This window comes from Candidatus Protochlamydia phocaeensis, from assembly GCF_001545115.1.
In the GTDB taxonomy this organism is placed as follows: Bacteria; Chlamydiota; Chlamydiia; order Chlamydiales; family Parachlamydiaceae; genus Protochlamydia_A; species Protochlamydia_A phocaeensis.
In genome coordinates this window covers 146,575-167,025 of the sequence record NZ_FCNU01000002.1, presented here as the reverse complement: position 1 = coordinate 167,025, position 20,451 = coordinate 146,575, and the positions used below count along the sequence as shown (strand labels likewise).

The window sequence follows — 20,451 nt, the reverse complement described above, 5'->3', positions numbered from 1 at the left end:
CCTTGCTTGTGAGGAGCAAAACTCAGGTTATTAACTGTTTTGTTAAGGATCCCTTTTCTTGCGATAAGGGCGCAGCCAAAAGAGTAAAAAGGTGCCGATCGTGACAATCAAAGCGCCCGGATAGGTGAGAATATATTTAGCTGGATCGTGATTGACTGCCAACTGAACGCGCTTGGCCGATTGGTCCGAAGGAGCGCTCATCCCGGCTAAGTAGAAGCGGTATCCATCCCATGTTTCGTGCACGTGGTTCATGCTCAGCGTTTTTTCCACCGATTGGCCATCTTGTCCGGTTATCAACACATCTCCTTCATAGCTAAATGGTTGTTGCGAGTGGGGATAATTAATTTGACGGGCTTGGCGCAGACGCAGGCGATAGGGAAGCTCGATGATTTGCGGTTGAAAACGAATCAGATAATCGCCATTCAGCATGGGCCATTTTAATCCGAATCCGGAAGGATCATACGCTAAAGACAGAAACTGTTTTTTCTCGCCTTCTTGCACTTCTAAAAAGAGGCAGGGCCGGTTGTCTTCTAATTTCTGAGAGGGCTCTGTACGGTAGCAGATAGACAATGGAGTCTCAACCGAAAGGAACAAAGAAGAAGGCTTATCGGCCTGGAAAAATTTTTCACTTTTCCAATACGCCTCCAGGCGATCGAATGTCTCCAGGCCTTGTTTCGGTAAAGGATTAAGCGAGGCATAAGTAATATCATAACCTTTAAGATAAGCGGATAAAAGATGCGCCTGCGCGCTTAAAGAAAAGTCGCTTTCTTCATCCAGCGGAGGCAAATAAGCGGCAATCGAGAGCACTTGCTGGGCCAAAAGCGCGAGAAGGTCTTTTTCAGGTTCTTTTTCCCTTTGGTCCGAGAGATCCGCTAAAAAAGGCCACCGATGCTCTTGCAGAAAAGGAAACAGGCCTTTTCCTTCTTGATAAGCATAGTCAAGCTGCTGAAACAATTGGCAGATCCATCGGCAGCCTTCCAAATCTTTTGGCGGAATAGCTGACCAATTGATGTGTTGAATGGCCTTGGCAAGCACCGGACTAGCGGGCGTTGCGGAATAAAGCAAGCCAGGATAATTGTTCCACTCAACAAGGAATTCGACCAAGGTTTCTGCGAAGGGAACTTGAGCGGCCTGGCAGGCTTTTTGAAAAACCTCTAAAGGAGGCGCCAGGCGGGCGGGAGAATCGAAGGCTTGCCGAAGCTGCTGGACTAAAAAATGTCGATCCGCTTCTTCTTTGTCTTTTCTTCCGGAAGGAAACGCGGGATGGGGGAATAAGGCGTGGACCGTATAGCCGCCAAATCCTTGGTCATAAGTATAAAGCGTCTCCAAATGACCTTGACGAAAGGCTTTGCCTTGTACTCTTCCATGCCGGTCAAATGCAAATAAAAACGTATCGCGATGCGAGTCTTCCAACGCTAAAAGAATGGGGGTGGGGCGTTGAAGATCAATTTGAAAGATCGACGATTTAGGCCATTCCCCTTCAGCCGAGACGGCATAAAGGGATTGGCTGCCATTCAGTGCGATTTGAAAGCGCTCTTTCCGTGTTTTGCTTTCTTCTTGCCATTCAATTTCAAGCATCGGTTGTCCAAAGCCGGAAATGGGCGAATAAGCGAGCAGGAGCTGAGCAGAGAGCGTGCCTCCATTCCAAGAAAGAGGATGGGCGAGAATGTCTTTTAAAGGGCCTTCAAATGATTGGGCGGCGTCTTGCTTTGAGGAAAGGCGCAAAGTCAGATTATCTAAGTAGATATGGCGGATGGCCTCTTGAAGGTGATCGGTGCGCAAGGCTTCTACGTGCCAATTCTGGCCTTCTAAAGGAAGAATAGCTCCAGTAGAAGTCTCTTCTCTTTCCTTCCACTCTTGAACGGGCAAAGAGGGAAGGCCGATGATTTGCAAGCGATCGCCTTTGATCCATGTTTCCCATCTTTCATTGACATGAGGCACACTGCCTAAGACTTTGATTTTAAGAGAAGAAAAGGGATCGGTTTGATAGATCTGCCTGCCTTCCAAGGAGACGGGATAGACGTGGCGGGTAATGTCAGCAGGGGCGTTCTTCTTTTCAATCAAAAGGGCATACGTTTGCGGAAGATGGAGCATTTGGCTGCCGCTGCCTTCCCACAGGCTTAAGTTTCCTTGAAGCCCTTTTCGATTTTTAACTAACGTTCCTCCAATCATCATGAGCAGGCCGAAATGCGTGATGAGGAAGGGAATATGGTGGGGCTTGAAAGGCCAGCGCCGCAAAGCGGAGAAAAGAATATTGATAAAAAAGAGCCAAAGCAAAAAAGCGAATAAAGGATGGTGATAGGTCCATTGTGCTGCAAATAGATGGGAATCGGCCTGGCTTTCCAGGATCGTCCCAACGGCGACAGCAGTTGCAACAGTCGCAATTAAGATAATGGCGAAGTAAATACTGCCAAGGAAATGAAAACAGCGTTTAATCCATTTCATAAAGGATGAGGAAGTTCTTCTATTAGTTCAAAGGAGTTGGCAAATAAAAATAAAGCGTGCCGATGCTTGTCTATTAGTTCCGGAGCGCCGACTATTTTAATTGTGTAATCTGCTCTACGCTGCTTATCAAAAGAGCTGCTGATTGCAAGCATCCGATCATATTCGGGGGCTAATTGCACGCTCCATCCCAGCATGACTTGTTTTTGGCCTTGATAGATGCCATGAGCTTCCAGCAGGAGCCCGATAAAACCTCCCTGAGAAAGGGATTTTACATAAACATGCAGCGGGTCGAGCGCGTCAAATTGATTTTTCCAGCGGGCTACTTGCGCTGAGGGAGGAATTCTCGATTCTGCGGATATAACGGGAAACGTGTGAATAGTTAAGCGGAGAGGCTCTTTTTCGGTGGGAATATAAAATTCACAAATGGGCTTTGTCGTATCGATAATGGAATCGGTCGGTGCGGGATCTTTGCGTATCCAGGCAAGCGGAACTTTGGCCCGGTAAAGAGACGGGCGGGGATCGCCAGGCTTTTCTTCTCGTCCATTCAAGATTTGCCAAGTCCATTCGGAAAACGGGACAGATTGAGTTTGACAGCTTTCCACCAGTAAAGCCAACATGCTCATTATCCATAACAGTGAAAATTGTGAGGCAGTTTTTAGCATAAAATCTTGTTTGATAAGCGAGAAGCCTGGAGTTTACCCTTTAAAAATATTTATTTCTAAGCTAAACCTATAATCAATAAGCAAATAGATAACCCGCTAAGTTAGGGCAAGGCACAATGAATGTCAATCAAACACTAGAAGGAGAGACGGCCAATCTTGCTCTTCTTGAAAGTTTGTACCAGCAATATCAAACTAATCCGGCTCAACTTAGCCTGTCGTGGCAGCGCTACTTCGAAGCGCTAGATCGGCAAGGAGTTGAAGCGAAAATTGGCTTAAAGCCTGCTCTTTCCGTCAAAGATGGCATTTCCGCAAGCAAAGAAGACGTCTCTGCAGCTGCCGTTGATAGCCGCATTTTTCAGTTAATTGAGGCCTATCGCCGAAATGGACACTTGATGGCCCACGTCAATCCGTTGGTTTCGCAGCCTCCTGAAGAACCGGAAAGCTTAAGATTGGATCGGTTGGGATTTGAAGAGAGAGATCTCAAGCGGTTTTTTCCCACCTTCGGCCTCCTTCCGCAAGGGCAAGCGCCGCTTAGTTCCTTGCTGGACGCCTTGCGCAATCTCTATTGCCGCCATATTGGATTTGAATATAAATATGGGTCCAATCCCGATTTGGAAAATTGGCTGCAAAATTATATTGAAAAAGAATTTTTTAAAACGGGACTTTCTCCTGAACAAAAACGGCTGACTTTAGAATATTTAAACCGTTCCGAACTACTTGAAACATTCCTTCACACCAAATATGTCGGCCAAAAGCGCTTTTCTCTGGAAGGAACGGAAACCCTTATTCCCATGCTGGCCCTTATGCTCGAATCCGCTTCCGAAGAAGGCGTGGAAGAGGCTGTCCTGGGGATGGCGCATCGCGGCCGCTTGAATGTGCTGACCAATATTTTAAATAAGTCCTTTCAATTGGTTTTCAATGAATTTGAGGATAACTACATTCCGGAATCTTTTGAAGGTATGGGAGATGTCAAGTATCATAAGGGATTTAAAGGTCATTATGCGCGGTTAAATGCCAAGAAGATACGCCTGACGGTGAGCCCAAATCCCAGTCATTTGGAATCGGTCGATAGCGTTGTCGAGGGGATGACAAGGGCAAAGCAATTCTTAGAAAAAGATGAAGAGGATAGAAAAAAAGTCATTCCTATTCTTATTCATGGCGATGCCGCCTTGTCCGGCCAAGGTGTTGTATATGAAACGCTGCAATTGGCCAAATTGCCTGGTTATGCAACAGGAGGGACTATCCATCTTGTCATCAACAATCAAATTGGATTTACAACAATCCCGCGCGACTTGCGCTCTACAGTTTATTGCACGGATATTGCCAAAGCTTTCGGTTTGCCCGTCTTCCACGTCAATGCAGAAGATCCCGATAGCTGCGTTCAAGTTGCGCTATTGGCCTTGCTCGTCCGCCAACGCTTCCACTGCGATGTCTTCATTGATTTGAATGGCTATCGCAAATACGGTCACAATGAAAGCGATGAGCCTGCTTTTACTCAACCCATTGAATATCGAGTGATTAGAAATAAAAGGCCTATCAGAGAAATTTATCGCAATCGCTTAATCGAACAGGGAATTGTCCAAAAAGGAGAAATGGACGAATGGGAAGAGCGGTTTAAGCTAGGGTTGCAAGAGGCGCACGCTCATCAAAAAGAGCATTTAACATCTGTGGGACAAAATCAAGATCTCATGTCCATTCCAAGCAATCAAGCGCTTTTTGATCCTATCGAAACGGGTGTGGCAAAGGATGTATTAGTTGCCCTGGCAGAGCGTTTCTGCGCTGTTCCTAATGGATTTCATCTGCATGCGAAGCTTGATCATTTGATCAAAGAACGCTTAAAAATGGTGAAAGAGGATAAACCTATCGATTGGGGGATGGCTGAATACTTAGCTTATGCCACCTTGCTTTGGGAAGGCACTCCCGTGCGTTTATCCGGGCAAGATTGTTGCCGGGGAACCTTTAGCCATCGCCATGCCATGTGGATAGATCAGCAGAGAGAAGAAATAGAATATTATCCTTTGAACCACCTAAAAGATGGGCAGGGGCGTTTTGAAGTATTTAATTCGCCTTTATCGGAAATGGCCATCCTCGGATTTGAATATGGCTATAGCGTGGTTTGTCCGCAAGGCCTGACTATCTGGGAAGCCCAATTTGGTGACTTTGGCAATGGCGCTCAAGTCATTATTGATCAATATATTGCAAGCGGAGAGCAGAAATGGGGACAGCGCTCCAAGCTTGTGCTTTTTCTACCGCATGGCTATGAGGGGCAAGGGCCGGAGCACTCTTCAGGTCGTCTGGAACGTTTTTTAACGCTCGCCGGTCACGACAATATGCAAATTGTCAATCCTACTACTCCAGCTCAGTTCTTTCATTTACTGCGGCGCCAAATCCATCGCGACATTGAAAAGCCTCTGATCGTTTTTACTCCAAAAGGGCTTCTACGCCATCCTGCTGCGACGAGCCGCTTAGATGAGTTGACGCAGGGAAGTTTTCAAGAAATTTTAGGCGATCCCTTGCCAAAGCCGCAAGGCGTGCGCCGTTTAGTTCTTTGCAGCGGGCGCATCTACTATGATTTGCTGACTAAACGGGAAAAGGATCAAAGAAAAGACGTTGCCTTTATTCGCTTAGAACAGCTCTATCCATTAAACGCCCGCCGTTTAATCGCCTTGCTTTCTCTTTATACAGGATTGCAGGATTGTTTATGGGTGCAGGAAGAACCGCAAAATATGGGGGCATGGTCCTATATTTACCCTTGCTTGAACGAGCTTCTTCCTAGGGGGCTTCCTCTTTTTTATGTAGGAAGAGAGCGCAGCGCAACTCCTGCCACGGGATCCCATTCCCGTCATGAACAAGAGCATACCAATATCTTACAACAGGTCTTTCAGCTATGAAAAGCGAGATTAAAATTCCCTCTATGGGAGAGTCGATTTCCGAAGCGGTCATTGGGCAAGTTTTTGCTCCTGATGGAACAATCGTCAAAGCCGATGGCGAATTGCTTGAATTGGAAACGGATAAAGTCAATCAGGTTCTGTATGCTCCTCAGACTGGAAGGGTTGCCCTGTCTGTCAAAACAGGGGATACGGTCAAGATCGGCCAGGTCATCGGAACAATAGAAGAGGCTCCTCAGGAAAAATCCCAAGCTCCTTCCAGTGCGGAAACAATGGCAAAAGAAATCCCAAAAGAAAAAGAAGGCAAGGACGAGCGCAAGAGACCAGTAGCAGAGCAACAGGCGGAGGCTAGGCCGGAATCCTTTCAACAAGAGCAAGCTCCCATTCGACAGACTAAAGCGGCTTTTTTGGCTGATTTACAGACGGCCCAAAAGGAGCAAAGGCCGGCTCCAAGCCGGCAAGAAGGGAAGGCTCAGGCTGCTGCTTCAAGCAAAGAACAGCAAGTGCGAAGGGAAACGCGCAAGCCTTTATCAAAAATCCGCAAGGTCATTGCCAGCCGCCTAGTCGAGGCACAGCAGACCACAGCCATGCTGACGACTTTTAATGAAGTCGACATGTCGCAGATCGTCCAATTGAGAGAGAAATATCAGGAAAAATTCACCAAAAAATATGGAACGAAGCTGGGTTTTATGTCTTTTTTTGTCAAAGCTGTCGTTTCGGCTTTGCAGGCCTATCCTCAAGTCAATTCTTATCTTGAAGGGGATGACATCGTCCAGCGCGAATATTACGATATTGGTGTTGCAGTCGGGACAGACCGTGGAACCATTGTGCCTGTCATACGCAATTGCGACCGCTTGACTTTTTTCCAGATCGAACAGGCTATTGATGTCTTTGCCAAGAAAGCTAGAGAGGGCAGCATTGCAATTGAGGATTTGCAGGGAGGGGGATTTACCATTACTAATGGCGGAGTTTATGGTTCTCTTTTATCCACTCCCATTCTAAATCCACCCCAATGCGGCATTTTAGGCATGCATAAAATTGAAAAGCGGCCGGTTGTCGTTGACGATCAAATTGTCATTCGGCCCATGATGTATTTGGCTTTAAGCTATGATCATCGTTTAATTGATGGCAAAGATTCGGTTTCTTTTCTTGTTCATATTAAAAATCAGTTGGAAGATCCTTCCCGCTTGCTTTTAGATTTATAAAAGAGAGAATGCAAGATGGCAAAGCACTATGAATTGGCAATTATTGGAGCGGGGCCTGGCGGCTATGTTGCTGCCATTCGAGCAGCACAGCTTGGATTTAAAACGGTTTGCATCGACAAACGGGAGACATTGGGCGGGACTTGCTTAAACGTGGGATGCATTCCTTCTAAAGCCCTCTTGCAATCGACAGAACTTTTGGCGCGCGTACAGCGCAATGGCAAAGAATTAGGGATCGATTGCTCGGATTTACGCTATTCTTTCCGCCAAATGATGGATAGGAAAAAACACGTCGTGAAGAGCTTAGTCGACGGTATCGCAGGGTTATTTAAGAAGAATCAAGTGGATTTTATCCAAGGCGAGGCGGAGTTTATCAATCCCCATCTTTTAAAGGTAAAAAAAGGAGAGCAAACGGAAGAAATTGAGGCGGATTCTATTATTTTAGCTACAGGCTCAGAACCGATCGCCCTGCCCTTTCTTCCCTTTGATGAGCGGCAGATCGTTTCTTCCACAGGAGCATTAAGCTTGCCCCAAGTTCCGGAACGGTTAGTTGTGATAGGGGGAGGAGTTATCGGAGTTGAACTGGCATCTGTCTATAGCCGTTTAGGCGCTTCTGTGACTGTTGTCGAAATGTTGGACCATATTTGTCCGGCCATGGACAAGACTCTGTCCAAGCAGCTTTTGCAGGTTTTGCAAAAGCAAGGCATCCAATTCCATTTATCCACTAAAGTGGCTACAGCCGTTGTCCAACCAGATGAGGTCATTTTGACTATTGAAGGGAATGAGGAGCTACGTAATCTAAGCGCTCAAGTTGTCTTGGTCGCCGTTGGAAGACGGCCTTATAGCAGCGGATTGGGATTGGAAAAAATTGGCATTCAGCCGGACCGCCGCGGGTTTGTGCCGGTCGATGCGAATTTGCGTACTGCGCACTCTCATATTTTTGCTATCGGCGATTTGATCGATGGCTCCATGCTGGCCCATCGCGCCTCGGAAGAAGGCGTGGCCGTGGTCGAATGGTTAAAAGGCGGGCAGCCGCTTATCAATTACATGGCGATTCCAAATGTCATTTATACCGATCCCGAAGTGGCGGCTGTCGGTATGACGGAACAAGACGCGCGCGAGGCTGGATTAGCCGTTCTCGTTGGAACAAGCTTTTTTAAAGGCAATCCACGTGCACGCTGCAGTGACGAGACAGAAGGATTAGTCAAAATTGTCGGTGATCAGCAATCCGGCAGGCTAGTGGGAATGCATATTATCGGCGCGCATGCATCGGAATTGATTGCCGAGGGAATGATGGCCATGCAAAAGCGAGCGACATTGAAAGAAATCGGAGAGGCGCCAAATGCCCATCCGACTCTCAGTGAAGCCATTAAAGAGGCCGCCCTTCATGCATTGGGACGGCCTATTCATCTTTAATAGTTATGGGAGCTTCCGCAGCCGCAAGAAGAGCGGACATTTGGATTTGAAATTTTGAAGCCGGATCCGCGAAGACCGTCAACGAAATCGATTTCAGATCCAAGTAGGCGGGGAACCATCGCTTTCTTGACATGGATTTCAATGCCATTGGATACAAATACTTGATCATCTGCCTCGGCTTTCTCAGAGAAATCCAGGACATATTCAAATCCATTGCATCCAGCCATTTCTTCGGCAAAACGCATGCCCCAGCCTTGCTTGCCTTCGTCATTTAGAATTTCTAAAAACTTGGCAGCGCCTCTTGACGTAATGCAGATAGAAGATTGATCGATCGGCTCTTCCAATAAAACATTCAAACGGCGGACGAGCTCATCGATTTGCTCTTCAGTTTTGCCGTGGCTAAGCATTCCACCTTCCAGCGTTTCCCATACAGCAGCATGGCAGCCGACGCAGTGCAGGCCTGCATTGGTGATTTCTTGAGAAAGCTTCTGAGCTTTGTAAGGGAACATGCCCAAAATTTCTTCGATGGTCATTTGACGGCTAATTTTTTTTGCTGACTCGTTAGATTTTTTTGGAGCCGAACAGCAAGAATCGCCATGTGAATGAGAATGAGAATGAGAATGCTCATGCGAATGGTCTTTGTGGCTATGAGAGCCGCAGCAAGAAGAGTGTGAATGAGAATGAGAATGCTCTTCTTCTTTTTTTGGACGTGAACAACAAGACATAATGCTTTCCTCTAGTAAAATTTTAGGCTGATGGAATTCAGTTTAAGATAAGATTCATTAAAAAGAAACGCGTACGTTCCCTTTCTTAATACGGCATTGACAGGCCAAACGCTCATGGCAAGTGCCTTCGCCAAGGAAATCTTCTTCTTCTTTTGTCGGAGCAGATAAGTTCTCTTTTCCCTCTTTTACTTCAATGACGCATGTGCCGCATACACCTTCCGTACAGGCAAATGGAACACCAGCTTCTTCGCACGCTTCAGCAATGGGAGAATCATCTGGTAATTCGACTTCTTCTTCATTATGATCAAAAATTAATTTAGCCATGAACCTTAACTCCTAACAATCAATAATAGTTTCTTAAAGAATTCATTTTGAATAGTTTAATTGTGATAAATTATCGTTTAATTTTATTATAAAATCAAGAGTTTTTTATTATTCCTCGCTCTGGAGTAAGAGAAAGAGCCTCCTATTTAATGAAAGAAAAAGAGCAGTCCCTTGCTTCTTTGTAAAAGTCCTTTATGGACTGTTCCTTTAATGCAATCGATTAAAATCCGTGTCTGAAGAGAAACGCATTAGGCGCTGTTTCATCCGATGAGAAGAGAGGCGAAATCGAACAAAGGAGATAAATCTAATGGGTTTTGCTTGCTTTGATGAGCTTGCAGATCGTCTTTTGAAAAATCTAGAGGATTTCTAGTTGTTACATCAAATTGAGACCTTAATTCCTCGTTTGAATAGATAAAGTTAGCAAAGTTTTCCCAGAAATGGGCTAAATCAACTTCGCAAGAGCAATATCGCAAACTTTTGCCATATAAGACATCTTCGGCATTATGTTGAGTTTTTAATTTTAGGAGAGTGTAATTATCTTGTTTGCGGTTATAGCCATAGCAGTCTTGATAGGTGATTGGCTCTCCTGTTCTACAATAAAGATTCTGTAGATTATTCAAAAAATGCAGTAGCTGCGCTTCAGTCCAAGCGTCTTCCCCTGATTCCCCGTTCCTGCGCTTGTTGATCTCTTCTATTAATGTGGCTTGCATAATCCAAGATTGATAGCGCCTAAAAAGCATGTGATGCGTCTTCGGGCAAAGAAATTGTTCGATGATAAAAATGTGATCATAAGCGCGATCTTCTTTAATCCCTATGCAATAGACAAAAGACTTTTTTCCGCTTATTTTTGCTTTATTTTCTTTTATTTCCTTTCGGAGAGAATCCATCGTTTTAATATTAAAGTCATAATTACAATTTACGAAACAATCTTTAAGATTAGCAATAATCTCTTCGGAATTATGTTTCTCTAAAATGGGTTTGATGAGGGGTTGAATATGCTTTATGAAGCTATGCATATGGGGATTAGAACGGATATACTGTTCCTTTTTTAGTCCTTTTTCATCATTTAATGGATTGATTTGATGAATGACAGCGCTGTGAAAGAGATTGGAGATTCTCAACGTCCATTCAGTCTTATCAGGAAGAAGGAAGTCAATTTTGTACTCTACATCGGAATTTAAAAGCGCCATGATTTTTTTTGCCTTTTTTTCTCCCAAAAAAATAAGGGATAAAGCAGCGGTACTATTAATACAGGAGGTCGTGAGTTTTTCCGGAGTTTGATCGAAATGAAAGCTAGGCTCATAAATTTTATTCAAAGCGACTGTATAAAATAATGGACTATGATTCAAAGCGATGTATCGAATCACTTGAAAAGGCATAAGAGGTTTGGAAAGAGGGGAAGGAGGAATAGAAAAAATCTGCGAAGAAAGAGCGCGAATGAAAGAATCCAATTGCTTTTCTGATTGGGAAGGAGAAGACGGGGGGGAAGGATGACGTGGAGTTGCTACCCTTGGAGAGTAAAATAAATTTAAAATAAAATTCATGGTTTAAGGCCTTTGTCGCTTTTTAACCTGAGCTTGGAGATTAATCAATATCTTTTCGCATAATTATCCCTATTAAAAGCCGGGATGCAGAAAAATGGGATAAGGGGCGGTTCATCCGATCAAAATAGGGTAAGAAGCGGACAAAAGAGGGAAGTCTGTTGGTGCTTCAAACTGCGCTCTTAAGTCTTCATTTGCATAGATAAAGGCAGCAAAATTCTCCCAGAAATGCATTAAATCGACTTCTGAAGAGCAATAACGCAAGCTTTTACCATATAAGACATTTTCCTTCTTATCTTGGGAGATAAATCTTAGAAGGGTATAATCATCTTTTTCGCGTTTATAGCCGTAGCATTCCTGATAGGTGACCGGCTCTTGTGTTCTGCAGTAAAGCTTTTCTAGATTAGTCAAAAAATCCAATAACTGCTCTGACGTCCATGTCCCCTCTCCGGAATCCCCATAGCGCCGCTTATTCATCTCTTCCATTAATGTGGCCTGCAGAATCCACGATTGATAGAGCCTAAAAAGGAGGCGGTGCGTCTTTTGGCAAACGAATTGTTCAAGAATAAAAACATGATCAAAGCCTAAGCCCTCTTTAATGCCGATGCAATAAATAAAAGATTTTTCTGTGCTTACCTTTAGACAATTTTCTCTTATTTCTTCACGCAGGGAATCTATCGTTTTAATATTAAAATCGTAATCACAATTCGCTAGGTAGCTTTTAAGATCGGCAATGATCTCGCCAGAATGATTTTTCTCTAAAATGGGGGTGACGATCGGACGAATATAATCTGCAAAATCTTGCATGTTATGATGGGTGTATTCTTGTTCTTTTTGTTTCTGCTCTTCATCCTTTAGCTGATTTATCTGATGCACAATAGCGCTGTAAAAGAGATTAGAGATGCGAAAAGTCCATTGACTGTTATTAGGCAGGGAAAAAAATATGCAATCAGCTACATTGCGGTTTAAAAGATTCATAAGCTGTTTTGCCTTCCGTTCTCCCAAGAAAACAAGAGCTAAAACAGCAGCACTATTAACGCAGGAGGTGGTGAGTTTGTCCGGAGTGCGATCGAAAGCATCCTTTTGATCATAGATTCTATTCAGAGCGATCTTATAAAATAAGGGAGTATGATTCGATGCTAGATGGCGAATGACTTGAAAAGGCATGAAAGGCCTAGAAGAGGGAGAGGAAGAGAAATTAGAAAAAATACGAGAAGAAAGAGAGCGAATGAACGTATCAGCTTGGTTTTCTGATTGGGAACGACACGGAATCTCCGAATGAGGAGAAATAGCTAAACGGAAAGAAAAGAATAAATTTAAAATAGCGCCCATCATTTAATACTTTTGTCATTTATTTGATTTGAATAAATATCTTCACCTTTAAAAGATTGATCTATTGCGAATAGGCAATTTTTTCTATTAGAAGCTGTCGCCAATTTTATAGCCTAGATTCGAAAATAATTTTGACTGTAGATAGTTGATTATTCGGTAATAATCTATTATAAAATGGCTCGTTGAGAAATAGATAAGATAATATATTTGTCTTTTTAGTTTAAGTTAATTCAGAGAATATTTCTTGGGAATACTAACGCTTAACAAGCAAACAGATGTAAAAACAGGTATGAGGGATAGAGAGGCCCTTCATTGATAGGAAGGGCCTTTAAAAGGCTTTTTATTGCTCTTGTGTTGATTGCAAATTGATAGACGTCATCATATCAAGAAGGGTATGCATGGTTTTCGCTTCTTCTGATTGTTCAATCGATAAAGGAGAAGAGCGGCCGACAGGTATAGATTCTGGTTCTATTTTGCGCATTTTTTGATTGTAAAGCTTAACTTCTGTTAATAGATCTTGGATTTCTTCTATGGAAAGAAGGTAAGATATCTCTCCTTTTTTATAAACAATTTGCTTTTCTAAATTGAGAAGTCTTTGCTCCAATTTTTTTTCTAATCGTTCATGGCTCTCTATCAGCTGTAAGATCGTTATAGCTAAATCCCGCGGATTCTTTACCATTTTATCGACATATTTATAAATATGTTGTGCCTGAGAATAAAAAGTTTCTAACGAAGGATAACCAAAGACCGGAAAAAAAGGTGAGGCAGATGAAAAGTCTTCAGTAGCAAGGGCATCCTCTAATTTTTTGTGCAATTCCAATAATTTTCTTTTAAATTCTTTGAAATTAGCGTGGATCATCTGTAATTCATTTCTCTTAACGCCAACTTTAATGAGCGTATCTGTCAAATTTTTACGCTCGCTTAAATGGTGGTTAAGAATAAGCTCTACTCTCTTTCCAAGAGGAATCGTTGAGGAAAAGCGGATTGGTTTCTCTGCCGCTAAGCTAAAAGGATGGGCAATTTTTGCATGTCTAATATTTTCGATCTTCCGATCTTTTGGACGTGTTCTTTGGAGGATGCTTTTAGATGGTACAGCAATAGGTGCTGAAAGATAAGGTAGACAAGAAGGGCCAGATAGATTAACGGAAGGTTGCATAAACACCTCTATATTTAATTTTAGATAAGTTTAATTATAACATAAGCTAAAGAGAAGGTGACAAACTGTAATTAAATAAAATTAATTTGTAAATTTGTAAAATAATATTTAATTTTAAGGACTGCAATAAATTAGATGGCTAAATCAATATCTCATTGATATAGCCTATGGAATCTACCTGCCTGTTTTCGAAGGTTTTAATCCCTTAAACAAGGACTTTTAAAAATAAAATTAAGGGGAGAGACGATAATGCCGGGCCATTAGACAGATAAATTTTTTGAAGCGTCTTCATTTTACTGATTTCTTCAGATAGGCTTGTCAGTTTGGTGTGAGAGACATGGAGTTCTTCTAAGCGAAGAAGTTGGGTAATTGTCGAAGGTAAATTCTCGAGGGGATTATGAGAAACGTTTAGCGTTCTCAAAAGAGCGAGTTGGCTAATTTCAGAAGGTAAACGGGTGATTAAATTATTGGCGATATCAAGCTCTTCCAAATGCGCTAAACCGCCTATTTCCGATGGAATGGCCTTTAGTTGATTATCGGAAGCATATAATTGTTTCAGAAGCGTTAGCCTGCCTATTTCAAAGGGTAGGCTTGTTAGTTGATTACCGTAAATATTCAATTCTTCTAAACAGGCCAGTCCGGCCATTTCAGCAGGCAAGCGCATTAATTGGTTATTAGACACATCGCATTCTTGCAAAAGAGTTAAGCCCCTTATTTCAGGAGGCAAGCTGCCGAGCTGATTATCAGCAGCATAAAAGCGCCGTAAAAAAGTTAATTTGCCGATCTCAGAAGGAAGGCTTGCCAAGTGATTCTCAGATATTTCCAATTCTACCAGATGAGTGAAGAGGCGAATTTCAGGGGGCAAGCTTGTTAGGCCGCACTTAAACAGGACGAGCAGGGGAATTTGGTTTAACAAGTGAGAATGCTTTTCCATCCACTTTCTAATTTGATCGGCTTGCTGGGTAAGGGGAACGGGATCTAAAGACACCAAACAATTTAAATACTCCTCTCTGTCCGCTAGGGGAATCGCTTTGAAGAAGGTGACTAGATCTTGATTCTTTCTTGTTTCAATCCATTCGCACATCACAAGCAATCTGTCAGGCGCGTAAATGCAATGATCGTATTTAACTCGCGTTTCCTTTAATTTTTCTAGTCCGCCCCCTATTTTTTTGGCTTCTGCAGCAATGCGTTGAACAATGAAATTAACTCTGGCAGCCCAATCTAACGCTATTTTGTTTCCATTTACCCTGTCAGGATAGGACTCTCTGGCTTGTTGAATGAAGGCGCTTAAAAGCGTACTTTGGTCTTGCCTCTTCTCTAATTCCTCAAAAATTTGATAGAAAGCAGCCTGATTGAGGGGATGCCCATCTTGTTTACTTAGACGCAAAATCGTCTCTTGAGACGTTCCGCTAAAGGCTAAGATGAAATGGAAGACATCCTTTATTTGATTAAAGCTAATGGGCAAGCAAATCCGTTTGGCCGGCCTGTGTGTCTCTTGCGGATTTGATAAAAGTAGGCGAGCTGAAATTTCTGGGACAAGTTCATCTTGCTTTGAAAATTCCGCATAAGGCCGTTTGCGGGCGGATTGTTGAGGGGAAAGGGGTAAAAAATTCGACAGGGGAGGAAGCTGCCTAAAAGAGAGAAAATTTGTGTTCAAGTTCATGCTGGATTAAGTATGAGAAATAATAAAAATGCTTGTTTGCTAGAGATAGGCTTTAATAGCCCCCTTTTAGAAAGGCTCAATAAGAGACGGCCCATTTTATAAATAAGCCGATTCTTATGAATGCGAAGAATGAGGGCAAAATGCGCTTTTTCTGCGGCTCCATAAAATAAGGGCAAGGCCGCCGATGACAAAAGGAATACTGAGCCATTGGCCCATTTGTAAAGTCGATTGTTGAATAATGGATTCTTGAGTAGACTTCCAAAATTCTAGGATAAATCGGCTGCTAAAAATCAGCACAAAGAGCGAACCGACGAAAAAGCCGGTCCCTAATTGATCGCCTTTTTTCTTCCATAATCCATATAGCAGGAAAAAAGTCGCCAAATAGACGAGAGCTTCATAAATTTGAACGGGATGGCGCGGGGTCGGTAGGCTGCCGTCTGCCGGGTGGCCAAATACGACTGCCCAGGGAAGTGTGGTGGGAGTGCCTAAAATTTCTTGGTTCATAAAATTCCCCAAGCGGATAAAGCAGGCTGCCAACGCGCTTGGAATGGCGACAAAATCCAGCAATTTCAAGAAAGTCAGGCTTGGAACCCAGCGACGGATATAGAGAATATACAAATAAAGGGAGAGCATGACGCCTGCCACGCCTCCATGGCTGGCCAGTCCGCCTCGCCAGACTTGGATAATTTCCAAGGGATGCTCTTTGAAATAGGGCCAATCATAAAAAAATACAGCTCCCAAACGGGCGCCTACCAATGTGCCTGTCACAATGAACCAGCACAGACGATCGGCTAAGAAGTAGCTCGTTTGTTTTGCCGTTGCAAGGGCGCCGGGCAATGCCTGCTCTAGATCTTCTCGTTGAATTTGCTCATCTTGCAAAACCTGATTGATGCTTTGCAAAATGGCGGCTTTAAGCGTGTTGTCTGCAGGTGCTGAATCCGATTGCTCTAATTGCCGGCAAGCTTGGGAAGGAAGCTGCTGCATGAGCCGTCGAATAAGCGTATTTGAAGAAGAGGAGCACAGATGATTGAGAAGCAAGGGCCAGCTGATGACGTCGATTTCTGAAATATGCTTAGATTGGCGAAGAAAACGGGCAAGAATGGGATTGATGATGAAATAACCGAGGATAAAGCCGGTCACAAAGAGAATGCCATACCAAACAACGGGACGGTCAATGAAAGGGACCGTAAAAGCTTCTCGAGGTGGGTTCCAGTAAAGCCAGGCGAGCCAGTTCCATCCTTGCATGCGAAAGCCCTTGGTTAGCTGATAAAATAAAAAAACCCTATCTCCGTTACCAAAGATAGGGCGATCGGAGCAGAGGGATTCGAACCCCCGACCTACTGCTCCCAAAGCAGCCGCGCTAGCCAAGCTGCGCTATGCTCCGATTCTCTCGAAAAGAGAATAAAAAATTACCATATTTAGGAATTTTCCGCCAAACAAAATGTTTCAGAAAATTAATTTTTTTTCTAAACCTCTGTCGCATAAATGACAGCGATCAATAAAGGTAATAATCGGGTTTATAAGGGCCTTCTATATTGACATCTAGATAAGCGGCCTGTTCAGGTGTAAGAGTGGTTAAGTGGACGCTTAATTGGCCCAGATGCAGGCGAGCGACCTTCTCATCCAAAATTTTGGGCAGCCGATAGACGCCAATTTTGTAGCGGTCATAATTATTCCATAGCTCAATTTGCGCCAGGACTTGATTGGAAAAGGAATTGGACATGACAAAAGAAGGATGTCCTTTTGCACATCCAAGATTGACTAAGCGACCTTGAGCCAGCAGGATAAGGCTTTTGGATCCGTCTTTCCATTGAAAGCGGTCTACTTGCGGTTTAATGGGAATTTCTTCAATATTTGAATTATTCTTGAGCCAGGCGACATCGATTTCGCAATCGAAATGGCCAATATTGCATAGAATGGCGCCATCCTTCATGTGTTCCATATGTTTGCCGACAATAATATCGATGCATCCGGTGGCCGTGACAAAAATATCGCCGATAGGCGCGGCTTCGTCCATTGTCTTGACTTCAAATCCTTCCATGGCGGCTTGGTAGGCACAAATAGGGTCTACTTCGCAAATAATGATGCGAGCGCCCAGTGCTGATAAAGAGGCGGCCGAGCCTTTGCCCACATCTCCATATCCTGCTATGACAGCGACTTTGCCTGCTATCATGACATCGGTAGCCCGCTTGATCCCATCGAGGAGGGATTCGCGGCATCCATATAAATTGTCAAATTTGGATTTAGTTACCGAATCGTTCACATTAATGGCAGGAGCGCCTAATGATCCTTGCCTTTCGCGGCGCACCAAGGCGCGCACGCCTGTCGTTGTTTCTTCGGAAATTCCCTTGATACCGGCAAGCAGCTCGGAATGCTTTTCATGCACAATCTGAGTGAGGTCGCCGCCATCATCTAGGATCATATTAAGGGGACGGTCGCCAAAGAATAGGGTTTGCTCAATGCACCATTCATATTCCTCTAGAGACATGCCTTTCCAGGCAAAAACGGGAACGCCTTTGGCAGCCATGGCCGCGGCGGCTTGGTCCTGTGTAGAATAAATATTGCAAGACGACCAACGCACCTCTGCCCCTAAAGCCAAAAGCGTTTCAATCAGGACAGCCGTTTGGATCGTCATATGCAGGCAGCCGGCGATTCTTGCGCCAGCCAAAGGTTTGGAGTCTGCAAATTCACGGCGAAGGGCCATTAAGCCCGGCATTTCTTTCTCCGCCAGTTCAATTTCGCGGCGTCCAAGTAGAGCGAGTTCCGCTCCTTCAGGAGAGTCGATTGCCAAATCGCGGGCAATGCGGTAATCCTGTTTCATGACGCCTCCTAAGCTGGGCTGTTTGAATTGATAGGTCTTTCCTTCACGATCCGAGCCGGCTGATTTGCTGCTTTGATTGGAGGAAAAGGAATGGTTTTTATTCATAAGAAAGCCTCTGACTTTATTAGTTAGGAAGAAAATAGGGATCTAAGGGCCATTTTTGCTAAATAAACAATAGGAAGGAGGGAGGCCTCTTTGTCCTCATTTTCTTGTTGGGGCCTTTGTGTCTGCCGCGGCTCTGGATTGATAACAAATAGACGCCCATTCTGTGGGCTTGCAGAGCGAGGGATATCTTTTTTATCCGGAAATTTATTTTTTAGAAGATTCAAAAGGCAGAGAACACGAAGATAGTGTTTTATTTTCTGAGTTGAAGGATCAGACTTTCTAAAATAATTTGTGCAAGCAAACCAGGCAGAAGCTGCTTTATTGGGATTAAAAGCATAAAAGCTCAATCCCGTATGAAAGAGAATGAGGCCAAGCAAACACGCATCTCCGCGCTGAATTATTTTATAGAAGCGCGAAGACTTGACAAGTGCGCAAGAGCCTATAGTAAGCGCCCCTACGCCAATACAGGTATTGGCTATAACAAAAATTTTGCGCTCGTCCTCATCCTCATTGCCAGGTGCCTTTCTAGTTTGGTGAGTTGATGCGTTCAGCTGAGAGAATTCTAGTCGGCTGCCTGATAAACTTGCTTGCATGTCTTTCTCCGCATTTATTTTGTTGATAAAGTTGGTTTAAAAAATAAATTAGTACGGTTGAGGCTTCATATATCATACTTTGATTATTGTCACAAAAGGAAGGATCGGCAAAAGTTTGTTAAAAACTCTTCTAATGGCTTGAATTCAAGTTATAAGGAGAAAATAATCTCAAATATAGCACAAGGAAGGCGGCAAGAAAGAATCGAAAGAAGGATGGCCGGCTTAAGCTTGCAGTTTTTTTAGAATGGCATGCCAAGCTCCGGTAATTTCCCGGTCATCTTGATCGAGCGCTTTTTGAATGTGCTTGACACTAGACATGACAGTGGAGTGGTCGCGAAAAAAAAGATCGCCAATTTTCATGAATGGCATTTTGAGCTGCTCGCGGCATAGATGCATGGCCAACTGGCGCGGCAGAGCGCAATCCCTTGTTTGTGCTTTACCCAAAATATCCTCTGTTCGGATGCCATACTGTTCGGCCACTGCTTGAATGATCTTAGCCGGAGTGATTGCCGATTTCACCTCCTCATCAACCAAATCCGCCAGAAGTGTTTTAGCAGCTGTAGTGGTCAAAGAAGAAAGCGTGTTTTTTGAATCCAAGTGCAAACGCAAGACTAGCGCTTCAAGGGCTTTGATCAGCGTTTTGGGATTGCTGGTAAATGTCTCCAAAAGGAAATCGGCAATTTTTGTGGGGAGTGGAAAATGTAAAGCTTGCGCTTTCGTATTTAATAAAAGCCGCATATCTTCGGTTTTAAGAGGTTTGAGGGGAAGAACGATCCCCCATTCAAAACGGCTGACCAGGCGAGGCTCTATCAATTGAAGCTCTTGCGGCGCACAATTGGCGCTCAAAATGATCTGCTTGCCTTCCAGATGCAAAGTGTTAAAGGTGTGGAAGAACTCTTCTTGTGTAGCTCCTTTGCGTGAAAAGACATGGACGTCGTCAACGAGCAAAACATCTATATTGCGATAAGCTTGGCGAAATACGCTCATCTCTCCAGCCCGTATTGCCGTGACAACATGGTCTGTAAATGTTTCTGCACGGACATAAATAATTTTTAAGCCTTGCGCGCGCAGGGTGTGGGCAAGGCTCATTAACAAATGCGTTTTTCCCGTTCCCCCTCCTCCATAAAGATAAATAGGATTGAATGTGCCTAGCTGGGCTGTATGAGTTTGAGGGGAAAGACCGGCAATTTCTAGAAAAAGCTTATGTGCCAGTGTATTTTCTTCGCTGACAATAAAGTATTGAAAGAGGCAAAGAGGATCCAGATCGTCAAAAGTCAGCTGAAAAGGAGACGTGCTTTCTTTAATTTTGGCTTTTAACTTCGCTTTCTTAGCGGCTTGAGGAGAATTGGCGATTGATAAGTGGATCTTGATCCGCTTGTTATTCCCGTTGACAAGCTTCGATTGGGCTTTGCCGCGTATATGTTCCTCAAACCAAAGGGCTTGGAAGGAATCTTTGGCTTCTAAATAAAGGTTGCAAGCATCAAAGCGCTGGATTTTTAAACTTCTCAGCCATTTTTGTACCGTTTCCGTTCCTAATTCAGCTTCTTGCAGTTGCAAAAATTGTTCCCAAGCTTGCAT

The 20,451-nt window shown here is 43.8% G+C and carries 15 protein-coding genes and 1 tRNA gene; 3 read left to right on the top strand and 13 right to left on the bottom strand.

Features of this window, described 5'->3' with window-relative positions:
* Positions 1-42 precede the first annotated feature (42 nt).
* Positions 43-2,445: a hypothetical protein gene (locus tag BN3769_RS00675; RefSeq protein WP_068466539.1), complete on the bottom strand. Its 2,403-nt coding sequence runs from the start codon at positions 2,443-2,445 to the stop codon at positions 43-45.
* Positions 2,442-3,062, bottom strand: coding sequence for a hypothetical protein (locus BN3769_RS00670; RefSeq protein ID WP_068466537.1), 621 nt, complete (start codon positions 3,060-3,062; stop codon positions 2,442-2,444). The genes BN3769_RS00675 and BN3769_RS00670 overlap by 4 nt, the downstream gene beginning before the upstream one ends.
* A gap of 161 nt (positions 3,063-3,223) precedes the next feature.
* Between BN3769_RS00670 and BN3769_RS00665 the strand changes: the two genes are divergently transcribed.
* Genes BN3769_RS00665 through lpdA form a run of 3 tightly spaced genes read left to right on the top strand, consistent with a single transcriptional unit; the run spans position 3,224 to position 8,613 of the window.
* Entirely contained in the window at positions 3,224-5,998 is a 2,775-nt protein-coding gene (locus tag BN3769_RS00665; protein WP_068466535.1) for a 2-oxoglutarate dehydrogenase E1 component, read from the top strand.
* The gene (odhB, locus tag BN3769_RS00660) at positions 5,995-7,200 is read left to right on the top strand and encodes a 2-oxoglutarate dehydrogenase complex dihydrolipoyllysine-residue succinyltransferase (RefSeq protein ID WP_068466533.1); all 1,206 of its coding nucleotides are present in this window, start codon (positions 5,995-5,997) and stop codon (positions 7,198-7,200) included. The genes BN3769_RS00665 and odhB overlap by 4 nt, the downstream gene beginning before the upstream one ends.
* A 15-nt stretch (positions 7,201-7,215) precedes the next feature.
* Complete coding sequence (lpdA, locus tag BN3769_RS00655; protein ID WP_068466532.1) at positions 7,216-8,613, top strand: dihydrolipoyl dehydrogenase; 1,398 nt, start codon at positions 7,216-7,218, stop codon at positions 8,611-8,613.
* Here the strand turns inward: lpdA and BN3769_RS00650 are convergent.
* The 11 genes from BN3769_RS00650 to dnaA form a co-directional block, all read right to left on the bottom strand.
* The gene (locus BN3769_RS00650) at positions 8,610-9,338 is read right to left on the bottom strand and encodes an iron-sulfur cluster assembly accessory protein (RefSeq protein ID WP_079989346.1); all 729 of its coding nucleotides are present in this window, start codon (positions 9,336-9,338) and stop codon (positions 8,610-8,612) included. The genes lpdA and BN3769_RS00650 overlap by 4 nt on opposite strands.
* A 57-nt stretch (positions 9,339-9,395) precedes the next feature.
* Positions 9,396-9,662: a 2Fe-2S iron-sulfur cluster-binding protein gene (locus BN3769_RS00645; RefSeq protein ID WP_068466529.1), complete on the bottom strand. Its 267-nt coding sequence runs from the start codon at positions 9,660-9,662 to the stop codon at positions 9,396-9,398.
* 260 nt (positions 9,663-9,922) lie between these two features.
* A complete protein-coding gene (locus BN3769_RS00640) occupies positions 9,923-11,206 on the bottom strand; it encodes a hypothetical protein (protein ID WP_068466528.1) in 1,284 nt (427 codons plus the stop codon).
* 111 nt (positions 11,207-11,317) lie between these two features.
* Positions 11,318-12,538 carry a hypothetical protein gene (locus tag BN3769_RS00635; RefSeq protein ID WP_154017759.1) on the bottom strand — a complete coding sequence of 407 codons (1,221 nt, stop codon included), beginning with the start codon at positions 12,536-12,538 and terminating at the stop codon, positions 11,318-11,320.
* Between the two features lie 337 nt (positions 12,539-12,875).
* Positions 12,876-13,691: a hypothetical protein gene (locus BN3769_RS00630; protein WP_068466523.1), complete on the bottom strand. Its 816-nt coding sequence runs from the start codon at positions 13,689-13,691 to the stop codon at positions 12,876-12,878.
* Positions 13,692-13,896: 205 nt separating this feature from the next.
* Positions 13,897-15,348 carry a leucine-rich repeat domain-containing protein gene (locus BN3769_RS00625; protein ID WP_195155517.1) on the bottom strand — a complete coding sequence of 484 codons (1,452 nt, stop codon included), beginning with the start codon at positions 15,346-15,348 and terminating at the stop codon, positions 13,897-13,899.
* 120 nt (positions 15,349-15,468) lie between these two features.
* Entirely contained in the window at positions 15,469-16,599 is a 1,131-nt protein-coding gene (gene lgt / locus BN3769_RS00620) for a prolipoprotein diacylglyceryl transferase (RefSeq protein WP_068466519.1), read from the bottom strand.
* A 64-nt stretch (positions 16,600-16,663) separates the two neighbouring features.
* Positions 16,664-16,738: transfer RNA gene (locus BN3769_RS00615), tRNA-Pro, on the bottom strand.
* 111 nt (positions 16,739-16,849) lie between these two features.
* On the bottom strand, positions 16,850-18,175 hold the full coding sequence (ahcY, locus tag BN3769_RS00610) for an adenosylhomocysteinase (RefSeq protein WP_068466597.1): 1,326 nt from the start codon (positions 18,173-18,175) through the stop codon (positions 16,850-16,852).
* Between the two features lie 128 nt (positions 18,176-18,303).
* Positions 18,304-18,873 (bottom strand): hypothetical protein, encoded by a 570-nt coding sequence (locus BN3769_RS00605; RefSeq protein ID WP_068466517.1) that lies wholly within the window; start codon positions 18,871-18,873, stop codon positions 18,304-18,306.
* A 222-nt stretch (positions 18,874-19,095) separates the two neighbouring features.
* On the bottom strand, positions 19,096-20,451 hold the full coding sequence (gene dnaA, locus BN3769_RS00600) for a chromosomal replication initiator protein DnaA (RefSeq protein WP_068466515.1): 1,356 nt from the start codon (positions 20,449-20,451) through the stop codon (positions 19,096-19,098).